Source organism: Rhodococcus sp. NPDC058505 (genome assembly GCF_042720095.1).
Classification (GTDB): domain Bacteria; phylum Actinomycetota; class Actinomycetes; order Mycobacteriales; family Mycobacteriaceae; genus Rhodococcus_G.
This window is the reverse complement of sequence record NZ_JBHXNB010000002.1, coordinates 172,005-188,830: the sequence shown is the minus strand read 5'-3', so window position 1 is coordinate 188,830 and position 16,826 is coordinate 172,005. Positions and strand designations below refer to the sequence as shown.

The following is a 16,826-nucleotide window of genomic DNA, read 5'->3' as shown; positions in this document are numbered from 1 at the left end:
CCCCGGCGCCGCGCTCGCCCCCCCCCGCGCGTGCGGCGGGGTCCCCCGGCCGCGCGGCCGCTCGCCGCCCCCCCCCCGACTCGGCATAGATCGGCACCCAGACGTCGGCCGCAGCGGGCTCGTCATCGACGACGTTGACCACCCCGGCCGGCCAGCTCACCGCGGCCACCGCGGCGGCGGCCGCGTCCTTCACATGGAGGAAGCAACTGACCTGGTCGCCGGCGGGCAGGTCTCCCGCCCGTGCCTTCTCCGCCATGGTCCCGTCCGGGGCGTACCAGGTGCCCGGGCCGTACAGGGTGCCGTACCGCAGCACCACTCCCCCCGCCAGTTCAGCCACCGCCGATTCGAGGGCGCGAACGCCGTCGAGGGTGGCGGTCGCCGCCGCGTCGATCGGGTCGGCCTCGGTGGCCGACCCGAGGCCGGGCGGATACACGAACGAGATGGACTGCGCGACCATCCTCTCGATGCCGTGCGCCCGCGCCGCATCGACGAGCGTGCGGGTGGCGACGGTGCGAATGCGGGCGTTGGCCGCGAGGTCATACTCCGACAACGCGGTCAGCTGATGCATGATCACGTCCGGCGCCACGCCCGCCACCACCGAATCAACGGCGGAGGCATCGTAGATGTCCAACGTAACCGGGTGTACCCCAGCAGATTCGAGCCATGACGCAGCAGCGGCCCTGCGGGTGATTCCCCAGACCTCATGCCCGGCGGCGACCAACTCCGGAACGAGGGCCTTCCCGATGACGCCCGTTGCACCCGCCACCAGAATTCGCATCGACACTCCTTCACCATCGAACGACCCGTACGGACTCGACTCCATCGAATCACCTCGACCGCACCCGAACAACAGCGAAGTGGCCACCCGCACTCGCGAGGAGTGGGGGTGGCCACCGCTGTCGAGCACCGCTGTCAGCGGCGCATCAGGACGTCAGTTCTGTTGCAGTTCAGAGGTACTGCCCGCACACCGGCCACGCGCCAGCGCCCTGGCCGGCCAGCACGTTCTCGGCGACCCGAATCTGCTCTGCCTTGGAGGCGTTCTCGGGTGATCCGGTGCCGCCGTAGGCGGCCCAGGTGCTCGGGGTGAACTGCAGGCCGCCGGAGTAGCCGTTGCCCGTGTTGGTGCCCCAGTTGCCGCCGCTCTCGCACTGCGCGACGGCATCCCAGTTGTTGGCACTCGCGGTGCCGGTGGCCAGTCCCATCGGGACGGCGACGAGCGCGCCCGTCACGGCCACCCAGCCGAGGGCCTTCTTCGCCTTGGAGGTGGTGGTCTGAATACGGGTGATGGTCATTCGAGAGGGTTCCTTTCGCAGCCGCGTACGAGGCCGGAGTCCGATGTCGGAGTGGAATGAGCACCGCGATGGATTCCGCGATGGTCTCGTCGCTGCCCCTGGGGGGTGGTTCTCGGGTCCGGATCCGCGGGGGCAGACGAGGCGGCGGTCCGGCAGGTGACTCGGTGAGCGTGCTGCTCGTCGATCTCTGAGCCGTCACCGACGATACGGACGACGAGCGCCCTTGCAAACCAGGGGTTTTCGCCGTCACAGTCCCGGTCGGATGTCCAGACCACCACTTTCGTACACTCGATTCGCGCTGGTCGCTCCGGGTCGAGACCATTCGCGAGATAGTTTGTTATCGTTACGTTATTGTGAGCCAGATCACAGCGGATGCGGGCCTGTGCGGGCCTGTCCGGCATACGAACGCACGCCCAAGACGCAGAATCGCTGTCTCGGATCGGTCACGGGCGGCCGAGGGCAGGCGTCACTGCAGGAACTGCGCCGCCCGCTCCGCCAGATCCAGCACCGGTTGCGGCACGACGCCGAGCAACACCGTCACCGCCGCACCCACCGCGACCGACGCCGTCGTCAGCGGGCTCGGCACCACGACCTGCGGCGGCGACTCCGGCAGGTCGGAGAAGAACATCAGCACGATCACCCGCACATAGAAGAACGCCGCGATCGCGCTGCACACCACGCCGACCACCACCAGCGGAACCGCGCCCGCGCCCGCCGCAGCCGAGAACACCGCGAACTTGCTGGTGAACCCGGCCGTCAGCGGAATGCCCGCGAACGAGAGCAGCAGCACCGCGAAGGTGCCCGCGATCAGCGGTGACCGCCGACCCAGCCCCGCCCAGTGCGACAGGTGCGTCGCCTCGGCCGTCGGACCGCGGACCAGGCCGACGATCGCGAACGCCGCAACCGACCCGAACCCGTACGCGACCAGGTAGAACAGCGTCGCGGCCAGGCCGGCCCGATCGGCGGCCGCCACCCCGGTCAGGAGGAAGCCGGCATGCGCGATCGACGAGTACGCGAGCATCCGCTTCACATCGGTCTGGGTGACCGCCAACACCGATCCGACCACCATCGTCAGGATCGCCGCCGCCCACAGCAGCGGACGCCAGTCGTCCCGCAGCCCCGGCAGGGCCACCATCAAGATCCGCAGCATCGCCCCGAACGCCGCGATCTTCGTTGCCGCCGACATGAACGCCGTGATCGGGGTTGGCGCGCCCTGGTAGACGTCGGGGATCCAGGTGTGGAAGGGGACCGCACCCACCTTGAACAGCAGCCCGACCGACAGCAACGCGGTGCCGATCAGCGCGAGGGCGGTGCCGCCCGACGCGGTGCGCTCCGCGATGCCCGACAGCCGCACGGTGCCCGTCTCCCCGTACAGGAAGGCCACGCCGTACAGGAAGAATGCCGACGAAAAGGCGCCGAGCAGAAAGTACTTCAGTGCCGCTTCCTGCGACAGGACCCGCTGCCTGCGGGCCAGCCCGCACAGCAGGTACAGCGGCAATGACAGCACCTCGAGCGCAACGAACATCGTGAGCAGGTCCCCCGACGCGGGGAACAGCAGCATGCCGCCGACGGCGAACAGGGTCAGCGGAAACACCTCGGTGCGGGTGACGCCCGCCTGGATGGCCGCCCGCTCCGCGACGCTGCCGGGCACCACCGACGCCTGCGGTGTGAACGCGTCCGCGACGGCCTCCGCATCCGCGTTCGCCGGGATCCCCGCGCGCTCGAGGCCACGCTCGGCGATCAGCAGGACCGACAGGAGGGCGACCAGCAGGATCGACCCCTGCAGGAACAGGGTCGGGCCGTCGATGATCACCGCCCCCGCCACCGCGGTTCCCCTGGTGTCGCGCAGCAGCAGCACCGCGACGAACGCGGCACCAAGACCGCCGACCGCGAGGACCAGGTGGCTGCCGTACCGCGCCCGGGCCGGGGCGAACGCCTCGACCAGCACCCCGAGCACCGCGACCGCGAACACGATCAGCATCGGCGCGAGCTTGCCGTACTCGATGTCGGGCACCGGAAGCGGCGCCTGCGCGAGCACGAGCGGTGCGGCACTCGGGTTCACCGCGGTCCCCCTCCCTGTTCGGCCTCCGTCACCGGGACGGTCGGTGCGGGATCCTCCTGGTGCACGGCGGTCAGGGTGTCGGCGACCGCGGGTGTGATTGCGTCCAGTGCGGGACGCGGATAGAAGCCGAGCACCAGCAGCAGCACGACGAGCGGTGCCACCACGGCGATTTCGCGCGGAACCAGGTCCCGCACCCGGTCGTGGTCGGCACCTGCCTGCCCGGTCATCACCCGCTGGTACAGCCACAGGATGTAGACCGCGGAGAGCACCAGCGCACTGGTCGCGACGACCGCGACCGCCGGATAGCGGGTGAATGTGCCGACCAGCACCAGAAATTCACTGATGAACGGCGCCAGACCGGGGAGCGACAGGGTGGCGAGACCCGCGACGAGGAAGGTCCCGGCCAGGATCGGGGCACTGGACTGCACGCCGCCGTAGTCGCCGATGGCCCGGGACCCGCGGCGCGCGATCAGGAAGCCGGCGATCAGCATCAGCGCCGCGGTGGAGAGCCCGTGGTTGACCATGTACAGGGCCGCCCCGCCCTGGGACTGGCTGGTCAGCGCGAATACCCCCAGCACGATGAACCCGAAGTGTGAGATCGAGGTGTAGGCGATCAGGCGCATGATGTCGGCCTGCCCGATCGCGACCAGCGCGCCGTACACGATGCCGATCACCGCGAGCGTCACGATCACCGGCGCGAAGGTGCGGGTGCTCTCGGGGAACAGTTGCACGCAGTACCGCAGCATGCCGAACGTCCCGACCTTGTCGACCACCGCCATCATCAGCACGGCGGTGGACGGGGTGGAATGCACGGCGGCGTCGGGCAGCCAGGTGTGCAGCGGCCACAGTGGGGCCTTCACCGCGAAGGCGAAGAGGAACCCGAGGAACAGCGCGTTGGCGACGGGCGCGTCGATCGTCAGGGTGCCCGCCGACACCGCGTCCGCGATCGCGCGGAAGTCGAAGGTGCCGGAGGCGAACGGACTCGACCCGCCGGCGGTGACCGCGTACAGACCGATCACCGCGGCCAGCATGATCAGGCCACCGAACAGGTTGTACAGCAGGAACTTCACCGCAGCCCGCGGTCCCCGCGCGTCACCGAAGCCGCCGATCAGGAAGTACATCGGGATCAGCATCGCCTCGAAGAAGATGTAGAACAGCAGGATGTCGAGGGACAGGAACGACATCAGCACCATCGACTCTACGATCAGGACCAGCCCGACGTGGGTGTGCACGGGGCGCCTGCTGCGGGCGACCGCCTCCGCGTTGCCGCTGCCCCCGGTGCCGTCCCGCCACCCCGCGAGCAGGAGCACCGGCACCAGCACGGCCGTCAACAACACCAGGACCAACGCGATCCCATCGACACCAAGTTCGTAGCGGGTGCCGAACGACGGTATCCACGCGTGGGATTCGACGAACTGGAACCGGTCACCGCCGGGATCGAACCGGACCGCGACGACCACCGCCACCGCCAACACCACGAGTGCCGCACCGAGCGCGACCCACCTCACCGCGTCCCGCCTGCGGGACGGCAGGCACCCGACGAGCGCGGCGCCGACGAGCGGCGTCAGCCACAGTGCGCTCAACCACGCGAACCCGTCCACGATCACCTCACCAACGCCAGCATCGCGACCGCCGCGGCCGCGCCGAGGAACATGTAGGCCGCATAGGTCCGCACGAATCCGTTCTGCAGCTTGCGGACTCGCGTCGATGCTCCCGCGACGCCGCCCGCGACCCCGGCAACGACCCCGTCGACCCCCCGGTCGTCCACGACCGACAACGCCCGGGTGAGGGCAGCACCGGGCCGCATGAACACCGCCTCGTTGACGGCGTCGCCGTACAGGTCGCGGCGCGTGGCGACCGTCACGGCCGACACTTCCGCCGGAGCCTCGACCGGGATCCGGGCCCCCGCATACTGGCGGACCCCGATCGCGATCCCGACCAGCACCACCGCGAGGGTGGTGAGGGTGATCGTCCAGGCCGGGACCGGGAGGTCGGCATGGTGTTCCCCGACGACGGGCGCGAGCCACCCCTGCAACGCTCCCCCGGTGGCAAGGAGGAAGCCGGAGCACACCGACCCGATCGCGATCAGCAGCATCGGCCCGGTCATCACCGCAGGCGACTCGTGCGGGTGCGCGTCGCTGCGCCATCGGCGTGTCCCGAAGAAGGTCATCAGCATCACCCGCGTCATGTAGAACGCGGTGATCCCGGCGCCGAGCAGCGCGGCACCGCCGAGCAGCAGCCCCGGCACACCGCCCGCACCGAACGCGACCTCGATGATCTTGTCCTTTGAGAAGAACCCGGCGAACGGCGGAATCCCGATGATCGCGAGGTAGCCGAACCCGAAGGTGGCGAACGTGATCGGCATGACGATGCGCAGCCCGCCGTAGCGGCGCATGTCGACCTCGTCGTTCATCGCGTGCATCACCGACCCGGCACCGAGGAAGAGGCCGGCCTTGAAGAAGCCGTGGGTGAGCAGGTGCATGATCGCGAACGCGTATCCGGCGGGCCCGAGCCCGGCGGCGAGGACCATGTACCCGATCTGGCTCATCGTCGACGCGGCGAGCGCCTTCTTGATGTCGTCCTTCGCGCAGCCGATGATCGCGCCGAACAGTAGGGTGACCGCACCGACGATCACCACGCCCGCGCGGGCGGCGGGTGCCGCATCGAAGATCGCGCCGGACCGGGTGATCAGGTAGACGCCGGCGGTCACCATCGTCGCGGCGTGGATCAACGCGGACACCGGGGTCGGGCCCTCCATCGCGTCCCCGAGCCACGACTGCAGCGGCACCTGCGCGGACTTGCCGCACGCGGCGAGCAGCAGCATCAGTCCGAGCGCCGTGACGGTGCCCTGGCCCGCGTCGTCGACACCGCCGAACACGCCGGAGTAGGAGAGGGTGCCGAACGTCGCGAACATGATCATCAACGCGACCGCCAGCCCGATGTCGCCGACCCGGTTCACCACGAACGCCTTCTTCGCCGCCGCGGCGGCGCTCGGCCGGTGCTGCCAGAAGCCGATCAGCAGGTACGACGCGAGACCGACGCCCTCCCAGCCCAGGTACAGGCCGAGATAGTTGTCGGCGAGCACCAGCAGCAGCATCGCGGCGAGGAACAGATTCAGGTATCCGAAGAACCGCCGCCGTCCCGGGTCGGCAGCCATGTACCCGACCGAGTAGACGTGGATCAGCGACCCGACACCGGTGATCAGCAGCGCGAAGCACACCGACAGCTCGTCGAGTTGGAGCCCGAAATCGACCCGCAGCCCCGCGACCGGAACCCAGCGCAGCAGGGTTTCGTGCAGAGCGCGGTCCGCGCTGTCGCGGCCGAGCATCCCGGCGAACAGTGCGAGCGCCACCACGAACGACGCGATCGCGGTGGCACACCCGAGCAGGTGCCCCCACCGGTCGCCGCGCCTGCCCACGAGCAGCAGCGCGGCGGCACCTGCCGCGGGCAGGGCAACGAGGAGCCAGATTCCGGCCGTCATCAGAACTTGAGGAGATTCGCGACGTCGACCGAGGCCGACCGGCGGGTGCGGAAGATGGCCATGATGATCGCCAGCCCGACGACCACCTCGGCGGCGGCGACGACCATCGTGAAGAACGCGAACACGTGCCCGTCGAGGTTGCCGTGCATGCGGGCGAACGTCACGAATGCGAGATTCGTCGCGTTAAGCATCAGTTCGATGCACATGAACACCACGATCGCGTTGCGGCGCAGCAACACTCCGGCGCCGCCGATGGTGAACAGCAGCGCCGACAGGTACAGGTAGTTCTCCGGGTTCACCGCTCCCCCTCCTTCTTGCTCCGCCGGGGTGTGAGGATGCCGCTGACGGACCCGGGTGCCGGGGAACCGTCCGGGAGCAGGGCCGCCATGTCGACCGCGTTGTGCCTGGCGTAGACGCCGGGGCTCGGGAGCGGGGTGACCTGGCCGCCGTCCCGGAACCGCTGCTCCGCCAGCGCCCTCTGGTCCGGCTTGGGGTCGATCCGTTCCCGGTGGGCGAGCACCATCGCGCCGATCGTCGCCACGATCAGCAGGCCACCGGTCAGCTCGAAGGCCCACACATACCGCAGGAAGATCAGCTCCGCCAGCGCGGGCACGTTGCCGAGCGTGCCGTCCGGACCGGGAGCGACGTTCGCGTCGGGCAGCCCGGCGAAGGTGGACACCGTCACGCTGCCGATTCCGCCGATCAGCAGAACGCCGAAGCCGATGCCCGCGACGGCGGCGGCAACCCGCTGTCCGCGAAGGGTTTCCACCAGCGAGTCGGACGAGTCGACACCGATCAGCATCAGGACGAACAGGAACAGCATCATCACCGCGCCGGTGTAGACGACGATCTGGACGACCCCGAGGAACAGCGCCTCCTGCGCAATGTAGAAGAACGCGAGGATGATCATCGTCATCGCAAGGAAGATCGCCGAGTACACCGCCTTCGGAGCACACACCACGCCGAGCGCACCAATCACGCAGAGCGCACCGAGGATCCAGAACTGCACGGCCTCCCCGTCCGAGGTCCGCGTCAGCGGTTCTGCGAGCACGGCGGCCGCCAGCGCACCGCCCGCCGTCACGAGTCCGCCCCCTCGCCCGTGAGTCCTTCCGGTCCCGGTGTGGGCCGAAAGGACTCACGGGGGGTGATGGTGCCGCGGTAGTAGTCCTCGTCGGTGCTGCCCGGCGCCATCGGATGGGGAGGGGCGGTCATTCCGGGTTGCAGCGGCGCGAGCAGCCGGTCCTTGCCGAAGATCAGGTCGGCGCGGTTGTCGTCGACGAGTTCTTCGTACGCGTCGGTCATCGTCAGGGCCCGGGTCGGGCAGGCCTCGACGCAGAGCCCACATCCGATGCACCGGAGGTAGTTGATCTGGTACACCCTGCCGTACCGCTCGCCGGGGGCGAATCGTTCGTCCTCGGTGTTGTCGGCGCCCTCCACGTAGATCGCGTCGGCCGGGCAGGCCCAGGCGCACAGTTCGCAGCCGATGCACTTCTCCAACCCGTCCGGGTGCCGGTTCAGCTGGTGCCGTCCGTGGTAGCCGGGGGCGGTCGGCGGCTTCTGTTCGGGGTAGAACTCGGTGTTGGGTTTCTTGAACATCGTCCCGAAGGTGACGCCGAAACCGGCGAGGGCGTCGAGGAATCCGGTCATCGTGGACCTCCAACGGCATGATCGTGGCCGGGCAGGGTCTGGCCGGGCAGCGGCGGCACCGGGAAGCCACCCGCCATCGGGTCGAACGGCGGCTCCGGTTGTTGTTGTGGCGCCGCGGCACCCCCTCGGCGGTGCCGCAGCGCCCGCGCGATCACCGCGATCAACGCAACGCCGACGATCCCGCCTGCGAGCACGATCGAGGTGGTGGCGACGTCGTGGCCCGCGAGCCGCAGGGCCCGCGCCGCAGCCACCAGCATCACCCACAGCAGCGACGCCGGGATCAGTACCTTCCAGCCGAGGTTCATGAACTGGTCGTAGCGCAGCCGCGGCAGGGTGGCGCGCAGCCAGATGAAGACGAACAGGAAGCCCCAGACCTTCGCGGTGAACCACAGCACCGGCCACCAGCCGGAATTCGCGCCGTCCCAGATGCTGATCGGCCACGGCGCGTGCCAGCCGCCGAGGAACAGCGTCGTCGCGAGCGCCGACACGGTGACCATGTTGATGTACTCGGCGAGCATGAACATCGCGAACCGCAGCGACGAATACTCGGTGTGAAAGCCGCCGACCAGTTCCCCCTCCGCCTCCGGCAGGTCGAACGGTGCGCGGTTGGTTTCCCCGACCATCGACGTCACGTAGATCAGGAACGAGGGCAGCAGCAGGAAGACATACCAGGTTCCGACCTGGGACGCGACGATGCCGGAGGTGCTCATGGTGCCCGCGTCGAGGAAGACCGCCGCGAACGACAGGCCCATCGCCACCTCGTAGGAGATCACCTGGGCGGTCGACCGTAGGCCGCCGAGCAGCGGATACGTCGACCCGGACGCCCAGCCGGCGAGGACGATTCCGTAGACCCCGACCGACGTGACCGCCAGCACGTAGAGGACCGCGACCTGCAGGTCAGTCAGTTGCAGCGGGGTGCGGTGCCCGAACACCGACACCTCCGGGCCGAACGGGATCACCGCGAACGCCATGATCGCGGGGACGATCGCGATGATCGGGGCCAGCAGGTAGACCGGCTTGTCCACCCCGGCGGGGACGATGCCCTCCTTGAGGGCGAGCTTGATGCCGTCCGCGAGGGACTGCAGGGTGCCGCGGGGGCCGACCCGGTTCGGTCCGACCCGCATCTGCATCCACGCCATCACCTTGCGCTCGGCGAGGAGGGCGACCAGCGGCGTCAGGATCAGAAAGACGAAGATCGCCAACGCCTTCCCGACCACCAGCCACCACGGGTCGCGGCCGAATGCGGACAGGTCGCTGCCCGCGGCGAGGAGCGGCGTCATCGCGCCTCCCCACCGTGCACTCGGGCCGGTCGGATCCGGACCACGGCGCCCACGGACACACCGAGGTCGCGGTGGACGGCGCTGCCCGGCGAATACATCGGCAGCCACACCACCCGCTCGGGCATATCGGTGACCGCGACGGGCAGGGTGACGGTGCCACGGTCGGTGCTGACGGTGAGCGGGTCACCGTCGCGGCAGCCGATCTCGGTTGCGGTGTCCGCGGAGATCCGCGCCACCGGGGCGTGTGCGGTGCCAGCGAGGTGCGGTTCGCCGTCCTGCAGCCGACCGGAGTCGAGGAGTTGCCGCCAGCCGCACAGGACCGCCTGCCCCGGTCCCGGCAGGCGCGGCGGCACCCCGGCCGCCGCCGGGGCCGCCACCGGCGCCCCATCCCATCGGCCGATCGCGCGGAGTTCGGCGCGTGCGGTTGCGACGTCGGGCAGCCCGATCGGCCGCCCCAGGCTCGCCGAGAGCGCGTGCAGTACCCGATGATCCGGGATGGCGGTCCCCCCGATGAGGGCCGCGGGGAAGGGGCGGTCCCTGCCCTCCCAGTCGACGAAGCTGCCGTCCTTCTCGGCGACGGGGGCCACCGGGAACACGACGTCGGCGAGGTCGGTGACGTCGCTGCGTCGGAGTTCGAGCGAGACCACGAACGCCGCGGCCGCGATCGCGTCCCGTGCGGCAGCCGGGTCGGGGAGGTCGTCGACCTCGAGTCCACCGACCACCAGCGCGCCAAGCGCGCCGGATCGGGCGGCGTCCAGGATCGCCGCGGTGTCCCGGCCCAGCGTCTCCGGCAGATCGTCGACGCTCCAGCGGGCCGCGACCCGGCGCCGGGCCGTCTGGTCGGCGACCGGGTGCGCGCCGGGCAGCAGCGTCGGGAAGGCACCGGCCTCGAGCGCACCCCGCTCCCCCGCGCGGCGGGGGATCCAGGCCAGCCGCGCCCCGCTGCGGTCGGCCAGTTCCACTGCCGCGGTGAGCGTTCCCGGTGAGTCGGCGGCGCGTTCGCCGACCAGGAGCACCGTCCCCGGCGCGGTGAGCAGGTCGCCGTCCCCGAGCGTGCGCAGCACCTCCGCCTCGCCGCCCGGCCCGGACTGCACCAGGCGACCGGACAGCTTCGTCAGCCCGCGACTCCGGTACGGGGCGACCGCGTGCACCGCGGTCCCCGACCGGCGCACCGCCTTCCGCAGGCGGAGGAACACGATCGGGGATTCCTCCTCGGGTTCGAACGCGACGAGCAGCACGACCGGGGCGTGGTCGAGATCCGCGTAGGTGACGCCCAGCCCTCGCCCCGCGACCCTGGCGCCGAGGAAGGCCGCCTCCTCTGCGGAGTGGGGCCGAGCCCGGAAGTCGATGTCATTGGTGCCGATGGCGATTCGCGCGAACTTCGCGTAGGCATAGCCGTCCTCGATGGTGAGACGACCACCGGGCAGCACCCCAACCCCCGCCGCCTCCCGCAGGCCGCGGGCCGCGACCGCGAGCGCCTGCGACCAGGAGGCGGGTGCGAGGCGACCGTCCGCACCGCGGACCAGCGGGGTGGTCAGCCGGTCGTCGGAGGTCGCATAGCCGAACGCCCACCGACCCTTGTCGCAGTTCCATTCCTCGTTGACCTCGGGATCGTCGCCCGCGAGGCGACGCAGGACCGTGCCGCGCCGGTGGTCGGTGCGCTGCGCGCACCCGGACGCGCAGTGCTCGCAGACGCTGGGCGTGGACACCAGGTCGAACGGGCGGGCACGGAACCGGTACGCGGCTCCGGTCAGGGCACCGACGGGACAGATCTGCACGGTATTGCCGGAGAAGTAGGACTCGAACGGCTCTCCCGCACCGATCCCGACCTGCTGCTGGGCACCCCGTTCGAGGAGGTCGATGAACGGGTCGCCCGCGATCTGCTGGGAGAAGCGGGTGCATCGGGCGCACAGCACACACCGCTCGCGGTCCAGCAGGACCTCGGTGGACAGCGGGATCGGCTTCGGGAAGGTGCGTTTGGTGCCGTCGAAGCGGGTTTCACTGCGGCCGTTGGACATCGCCTGGTTCTGCAGCGGGCACTCGCCGCCCTTGTCGCACACCGGGCAGTCCAGTGGATGGTTGATCAGCAGCATCTCCATCACACCGCGCTGCGCCCGGTCCGCCGCGGGCGAGGTGAGCTGGGTGCGCACGATCATTCCGTCGGTGGCGGCGATCGTGCAGGACGCCATCGGCTTCGGTTGCCGCACCGGTGGCGCCCCGGGCTCGCGCCCCGGCAGTTCCACCTCGACGAGGCATTGCCTGCACGCCCCGACCGGCTCGAGCAGCGGATGGTCGCAGAACCGCGGGATCTGGATGCCGACCAGTTCCGCCGCCCGGATCACCAGGGTGCCGTTCGGGACCCGGACCTCGACCCCGTCGATCGTCAGCGTCACCGGGTCGGCGGGGTGCTCGTCGGCGGTCATCGCGTCCCCCCCGTGGTCAGTTCGGACAGCGCCGGATCGAACGGACACCCACCGTGCTCGAAGTGCGCCAGGTACTCCTCGCGGAAGTACGTCAACGAGGACGTGATCGGACTCGCGGCGGCATCCCCCAACGCGCAGAACGACTTTCCAGCGACACCATCGGCAATGTCGAGAAGGGTCTCCAGGTCCGCCGCGGTGCCGTTGCCCGCCTCCATCCGTTCCATCACCTGCACCAACCAGTAGGTGCCCTCACGGCAGGGGGTGCACTTGCCGCAGGATTCGTGTGCGTAGAACCGGGTCCAGCGCAGCACCGCCCGCACCACGCAGGTCGTCTCGTCGAAGATCTGCAGCGCCTTGGTGCCGAGCATCGACCCGGCGCCGACGACACCCTCGTAGTCCAGGGGCACGTCGAGGTGCGCGTCGGTGAAGAGCGGTGTGGACGACCCTCCCGGGGTCCAGAACTTGAGCCGGTGCCCGGCCCGCACCCCGCCTGCACAGTCGAGCAGTTCGCGCAGCGTCACCCCGAGGGGCGCCTCGTACTGTCCCGGCCGGGTCACGTGCCCGGACAGCGAGTACAGCGTAAATCCCGGCGACTTCTCGCCGCCCATCGACCGGAACCAGTCCGGTCCGTGCAGCAGGATCGGCGGCACGCTCGCAATGGATTCGACGTTGTTGACGACGGTGGGGCTGGCGTACAGGCCCGCGACCGCGGGGAACGGTGGCCGCAGCCGGGGCTGGCCGCGCCGGCCCTCGAGGGAGTCGAGCAGCGCGGTCTCCTCGCCGCAGATGTAGGCGCCTGCCCCGGCGTGCACGACGATGTCGATGTCGACCCCGCTGCCGAGGATGTCGCGTCCGAGATACCCGGCCGTGTACGCCTGCGTGACCGCGGTCTGCAGGCGGCGCAGCACCGGCAGCACCTCGCCGCGGACGTAGATGAATGCCTGCCCGGCGCGGATCGCATACGCCGCGATGATCGCCCCTTCGATCAGGGCGTGCGGGGTGGCGAGCATCAGCGGCATGTCCTTGCAGGTGCCCGGCTCGGACTCATCGGCGTTGATCACCAGGTAGTGCGGGGCGGCATCGGCTCCGTCCCGATCCTGCGGGATGAACGACCATTTCACCCCGGTCGGGAAGCCCGCCCCGCCGCGTCCGCGTAGGCCCGCCGCCTTGACCGCGTCGATCACCGCATCGGGGTCCATCCCCAGCGCGGTCCGCAGTGCCCGGTAGCCGTCGTGGCGCAGGTACGTCTCGAGCGTCCACGATCGGGGCTCGTCCCAGTAGCGGCTCAGGACCGGGGTCAGGGTCATGACGGCTCCGCCCCCTCCGCGCCCGGCCCGGGTGCGGGATCCGGTGCCCGCATGCCCCGTTCGTTCGCAACCCGCAGCCCGGCAAGGGTGGCGTCCCCGGCCGCGCCGGCATCCACCGCGTCCGGACGGGGGTCGGGGAACCCAGCGAGGATCCGCTCGGTCTCCCGGAACGTGCACGGTGGTGCGCCGCGGACCGGGATCGCCGTGCCCCCCGCGCGCAGGGTGTCCACCAACTCGACGGCCGTCTCGGGCGTCTGGTTGTCGAAGAACTCCCAGTTCACCATCACCACCGGCGCGTAGTCACACGCCGCGTTGCACTCGAGGTGTTCGAGGGTGACGGTGCCGTCGGCGGCGGTGTGTCCCGGGTCGAGCCCGAGATGAGTGCGGAGCCGGTCGAGAATCGCGTCGCCACCCATCACCGCGCACAGTGTGTTCGTGCACACCCCGACCAGGTAGTCCCCGGTGGGGCTGCGTCGGTACATCGAGTAAAAGGTGGCCACCGCCGACACCTCCGCGGCCGTGAGATCCACTTGGGCGGCGCAGAATTCGATCCCGGCTGCGGTGACGTGGCCGTCCTCCGACTGGACCAGGTGCAGCAGCGGCAGCAGCGCCGACCGCGCCTGCGGGTATCGGCCGACGATCTCCTTGGCGTCCACCTCGAGCCGAACCCGGACCTCCGCCGGGTACCCATGCGCCGCGGTCACCGGTCCACCCCGCCCATGACGGGATCGATGCTGGCCACCGAGGCGATCACGTCCGCCACCATGCCGCCCTCGCACATCACCGACACCGCCTGCAAGTTGGTGAACGACGGGTCGCGGTAGTGCACCCGGTACGGTCTGCTGCCGCCGTCACTGACCATGTGCACCCCCAGCTCGCCGCGGGGCGACTCGACGGCCACGTACACCTGCCCGGCAGGCACCCGGAAGCCCTCGGTGACCAGCTTGAAGTGGTGGATCAGCGCCTCCATCGAGGTGCCCATGATGTGTTCGATGTGTTCGGCCGAATTGCCAAGCCCGTCCGGCCCGAGCGCGAGGTCCGCCGGCCAGGCGATCTTCCTGTCGTCGAGCATGACCGGGCCGGGCCGCAGCCGGTCCAGGCACTGCCGGGCGATCTTCACCGATTCCCGCATCTCCCGGATCCGAATCAGATATCGGCCGTAGCAGTCGCTGCCGCTGTCGGTGACGACGTCGAAGTCGTAGGTCTCGTAGCCACAGTACGGTTCGGCGCGCCGCAGGTCGTGCGGCAGGCCGGTGGCGCGCAGGATCGGTCCGGTGATGCCGAGCGCCATGCACCCGGTCAGATCGAGGTAGCCGACGCCCTTGGTCCGAGCCTTCCAGATCGGGTTCTCATTGAGCATCAACTCCATGTCCCGCAACCGGTTCGGGAGAATGGTGAGCAGCTCCCGCGCCGCGGCGATGGCGCCGTCGGACGCGTCCTGCGCAAGGCCGCCGGGGCGGATGTAGGCGTGGTTCATCCGCAACCCGGTGAACTTCTCGAACACGTCCAGGATCAGCTCCCGTTCCCGGAATCCGAACAGCATCGCGGTGACCGCACCGAGCTCCATGCCGCCGGTCGCCAGGGCGACCAGGTGCGAGGCGATCCGGTTCAGCTCCATCAGCAGCACCCGGATCACGGTGGCGCGCTCGGGAATCAGGTCCGTGACGCCGAGCAGCTTCTCGACGGCCAGGCAGTACGCGGTCTCGTTGAAGAACGGGGACAGGTAATCCATCCGGGTCACGAAGGTGACCCCCTGAATCCAGCTGCGGTACTCCAGGTTCTTCTCGATGCCGGTGTGCAGATAGCCGATCCCGCACCTCGCCTCGGTGACCGTCTCCCCCTCGATCTCGAGGATCAGCCGCAGCACCCCATGCGTCGACGGATGTTGCGGGCCCATGTTGACGACGATCCGTTCGTCACCGGATTGCGCTGCCGCACCGACGATCTCATCCCAATCCTGCCCGCCTGCACTGTAGACGGTGCCGATCGGGTCGCCGCTAACGCCGCTCATCAGCTGTACCCCCTCCGCTGATCGGGTGGCGGGATCCGCGCCCCCTTGTACTCGACCGGGACACCGCCGAGCGGGTAATCCTTCCGCTGCGGATGGCCCTGCCAGTCGTCCGGCATCTGGATCCGGGTCAGCGCCGGATGCCCGTCGAACACGATGCCGAAGAAGTCGTACGCCTCCCGCTCGTGCCAGTCGTTGGTCGGGTAGACGGCGTACAGCGACGGCACGTGGGGGTCCGCGTCCGGCACCGCCACCTCCAGCCGAAGCCTGCGCCCCCAGGTGATCGACTGCAGCGGATACACGGCGTGCAGTTCCCGGCCGGAGTCCTGCGGGTAGTGCACACCGTTCACACCGAGGCACATCTCGAAACGCAGTGCGGGAGTGTCCCGTAACGCGCGTGCCACCGCTGGCAGGTGTCTGGCCCGGACGTGGAAGGTGAGTTCGTCGCGGAACACGACGACCTTCTCGATCGCCTCCCCCGGCGGCACCCCGGCCTCGGTCAGCGCCATGTCGAGTCCGTCGGCGACGGTGTCGAACCAGCCCCCGAACGGGCGGGTGGTGCCGGGAGGAAGGGTCACCGGTCGCTGCAGGCGCCCGTATCCGGAGGTGTCGCCGGTGCCGCGGACACCGAACATCCCCTGCCGGACGTCGATCACATCGGGCCTGGTGGATTCGTCGGCGGGCGGGCTCCCCTCCGGCCCTGCCGTCGCCTCCGCGTCGACCCGGCCCTCGGCCCGATCTTCCGGCGAGTCCGCCGTCACCGCAGCAGCCCCCTCATCTCGATGGTCGGGGTGGCCGCGAGGGCGGCCGCCTCGGCGGCCTGCACCGCCGCTTCCCGATTCACCCCGAGCGGCATCTGCGCGATCTTCTCGTGCAGCGCGATGATCGCGTTGAGCAGCATCTCGGGGCGGGGCGGGCAGCCGGGCAGGTAGATGTCGACCGGGACCAGATGATCGACGCCCTGCACGATCGCGTAGTTGTTGAACATTCCGCCGGACGAGGCGCAGACCCCCATCGCCAGTACCCATTTCGGCTCGACCATCTGGTCGTACACCTGCCGCAGCACTGGCCCCATCTTCTGGCTGACCCGGCCGGCGACGATCATCAGGTCGGCCTGCCGGGGGGAGGCGCGGAAGGCCTCCATGCCGAATCGGGCGAGGTCATAGCGACCGGAACTGGTGGCCATCATCTCGATCGCACAGCACGCGAGACCGAAGGTCGCTGGCCATAGGGATCCCTTGCGTGCGTAGCCAGCGATCGACTCGACCGTCGTCAACAGGAACCCACCGGGCAGTTTTTCCTCGAGCCCCATCCGTGTCGCCTCGA

14 protein-coding genes and 1 pseudogene are annotated in these 16,826 nt (G+C 69.9%); all 15 read right to left on the bottom strand.

Annotation, left to right across the window (positions count from 1 at the left end):
* Window positions 1-778 (bottom strand): NAD-dependent epimerase/dehydratase family protein (locus ACFWPA_RS02525; protein ID WP_378569580.1); only part of this gene is annotated, 778 nt, incomplete at its 3' end.
* Window positions 779-950: 172 nt separating this feature from the next.
* A pseudogene (locus ACFWPA_RS02520) lies at window positions 951-1,292 on the bottom strand (transglycosylase family protein); the annotation flags it as partial.
* Between the two features lie 466 nt (window positions 1,293-1,758).
* Entirely contained in the window at window positions 1,759-3,273 is a 1,515-nt protein-coding gene (gene nuoN, locus ACFWPA_RS02515) for an NADH-quinone oxidoreductase subunit NuoN (protein ID WP_378508593.1), read from the bottom strand.
* A 77-nt stretch (window positions 3,274-3,350) separates the two neighbouring features.
* The gene (locus ACFWPA_RS02510; RefSeq protein WP_378508499.1) at window positions 3,351-4,955 is read right to left on the bottom strand and encodes an NADH-quinone oxidoreductase subunit M; all 1,605 of its coding nucleotides are present in this window, start codon (window positions 4,953-4,955) and stop codon (window positions 3,351-3,353) included.
* Window positions 4,956-4,957: 2 nt separating this feature from the next.
* A complete protein-coding gene (gene nuoL, locus ACFWPA_RS02505) occupies window positions 4,958-6,835 on the bottom strand; it encodes an NADH-quinone oxidoreductase subunit L (RefSeq protein WP_378508500.1) in 1,878 nt (625 codons plus the stop codon).
* A complete protein-coding gene (gene nuoK / locus ACFWPA_RS02500) occupies window positions 6,835-7,134 on the bottom strand; it encodes an NADH-quinone oxidoreductase subunit NuoK (protein WP_378508501.1) in 300 nt (99 codons plus the stop codon). Before nuoK ends, nuoL begins: the two co-directional genes overlap by 1 nt.
* Window positions 7,131-7,916 (bottom strand): NADH-quinone oxidoreductase subunit J, encoded by a 786-nt coding sequence (locus ACFWPA_RS02495; protein WP_378508502.1) that lies wholly within the window; start codon window positions 7,914-7,916, stop codon window positions 7,131-7,133. Before ACFWPA_RS02495 ends, nuoK begins: the two co-directional genes overlap by 4 nt.
* The gene (nuoI, locus tag ACFWPA_RS02490; RefSeq protein ID WP_378508503.1) at window positions 7,913-8,482 is read right to left on the bottom strand and encodes an NADH-quinone oxidoreductase subunit NuoI; all 570 of its coding nucleotides are present in this window, start codon (window positions 8,480-8,482) and stop codon (window positions 7,913-7,915) included. The genes ACFWPA_RS02495 and nuoI overlap by 4 nt, the downstream gene beginning before the upstream one ends.
* The gene (gene nuoH, locus ACFWPA_RS02485) at window positions 8,479-9,762 is read right to left on the bottom strand and encodes an NADH-quinone oxidoreductase subunit NuoH (RefSeq protein ID WP_378508504.1); all 1,284 of its coding nucleotides are present in this window, start codon (window positions 9,760-9,762) and stop codon (window positions 8,479-8,481) included. The genes nuoI and nuoH overlap by 4 nt, the downstream gene beginning before the upstream one ends.
* Window positions 9,759-12,185, bottom strand: coding sequence for an NADH-quinone oxidoreductase subunit G (locus ACFWPA_RS02480; RefSeq protein ID WP_378508505.1), 2,427 nt, complete (start codon window positions 12,183-12,185; stop codon window positions 9,759-9,761). Before ACFWPA_RS02480 ends, nuoH begins: the two co-directional genes overlap by 4 nt.
* Complete coding sequence (nuoF, locus tag ACFWPA_RS02475; RefSeq protein WP_378508506.1) at window positions 12,182-13,492, bottom strand: NADH-quinone oxidoreductase subunit NuoF; 1,311 nt, start codon at window positions 13,490-13,492, stop codon at window positions 12,182-12,184. The genes ACFWPA_RS02480 and nuoF overlap by 4 nt, the downstream gene beginning before the upstream one ends.
* Window positions 13,489-14,196: an NADH-quinone oxidoreductase subunit NuoE gene (gene nuoE, locus ACFWPA_RS02470; RefSeq protein WP_378508507.1), complete on the bottom strand. Its 708-nt coding sequence runs from the start codon at window positions 14,194-14,196 to the stop codon at window positions 13,489-13,491. Before nuoE ends, nuoF begins: the two co-directional genes overlap by 4 nt.
* Window positions 14,193-15,503, bottom strand: a complete 1,311-nt coding sequence (gene nuoD / locus ACFWPA_RS02465; protein ID WP_378508508.1) for an NADH dehydrogenase (quinone) subunit D — start codon at window positions 15,501-15,503, stop codon at window positions 14,193-14,195. Before nuoD ends, nuoE begins: the two co-directional genes overlap by 4 nt.
* The gene (locus tag ACFWPA_RS02460; protein WP_378508509.1) at window positions 15,503-16,261 is read right to left on the bottom strand and encodes an NADH-quinone oxidoreductase subunit C; all 759 of its coding nucleotides are present in this window, start codon (window positions 16,259-16,261) and stop codon (window positions 15,503-15,505) included. Before ACFWPA_RS02460 ends, nuoD begins: the two co-directional genes overlap by 1 nt.
* Window positions 16,258-16,812, bottom strand: a complete 555-nt coding sequence (locus tag ACFWPA_RS02455; protein ID WP_378508510.1) for a NuoB/complex I 20 kDa subunit family protein — start codon at window positions 16,810-16,812, stop codon at window positions 16,258-16,260. Before ACFWPA_RS02455 ends, ACFWPA_RS02460 begins: the two co-directional genes overlap by 4 nt.
* Window positions 16,813-16,826 lie beyond the last annotated feature (14 nt).

Coding starts and splice junctions, on each gene's coding strand:
- nuoF (WP_378508506.1), bottom strand. CDS start 13,492: ATGACCCTGACCCCGGTCCTGAGCCGCTACTGGGACGAGCCCCGATCG.
- nuoD (WP_378508508.1), bottom strand. CDS start 15,503: ATGAGCGGCGTTAGCGGCGACCCGATCGGCACCGTCTACAGTGCAGGC.
- nuoI (WP_378508503.1), bottom strand. CDS start 8,482: ATGACCGGATTCCTCGACGCCCTCGCCGGTTTCGGCGTCACCTTCGGG.
- ACFWPA_RS02455 (WP_378508510.1), bottom strand. CDS start 16,812: ATGGGGCTCGAGGAAAAACTGCCCGGTGGGTTCCTGTTGACGACGGTC.
- nuoN (WP_378508593.1), bottom strand. CDS start 3,273: ATGCTGATCGTGTTCGCGGTCGCGGTGCTCGGGGTGCTGGTCGAGGCG.
- nuoH (WP_378508504.1), bottom strand. CDS start 9,762: ATGACGCCGCTCCTCGCCGCGGGCAGCGACCTGTCCGCATTCGGCCGC.
- ACFWPA_RS02480 (WP_378508505.1), bottom strand. CDS start 12,185: ATGACCGCCGACGAGCACCCCGCCGACCCGGTGACGCTGACGATCGAC.
- nuoL (WP_378508500.1), bottom strand. CDS start 6,835: ATGACGGCCGGAATCTGGCTCCTCGTTGCCCTGCCCGCGGCAGGTGCC.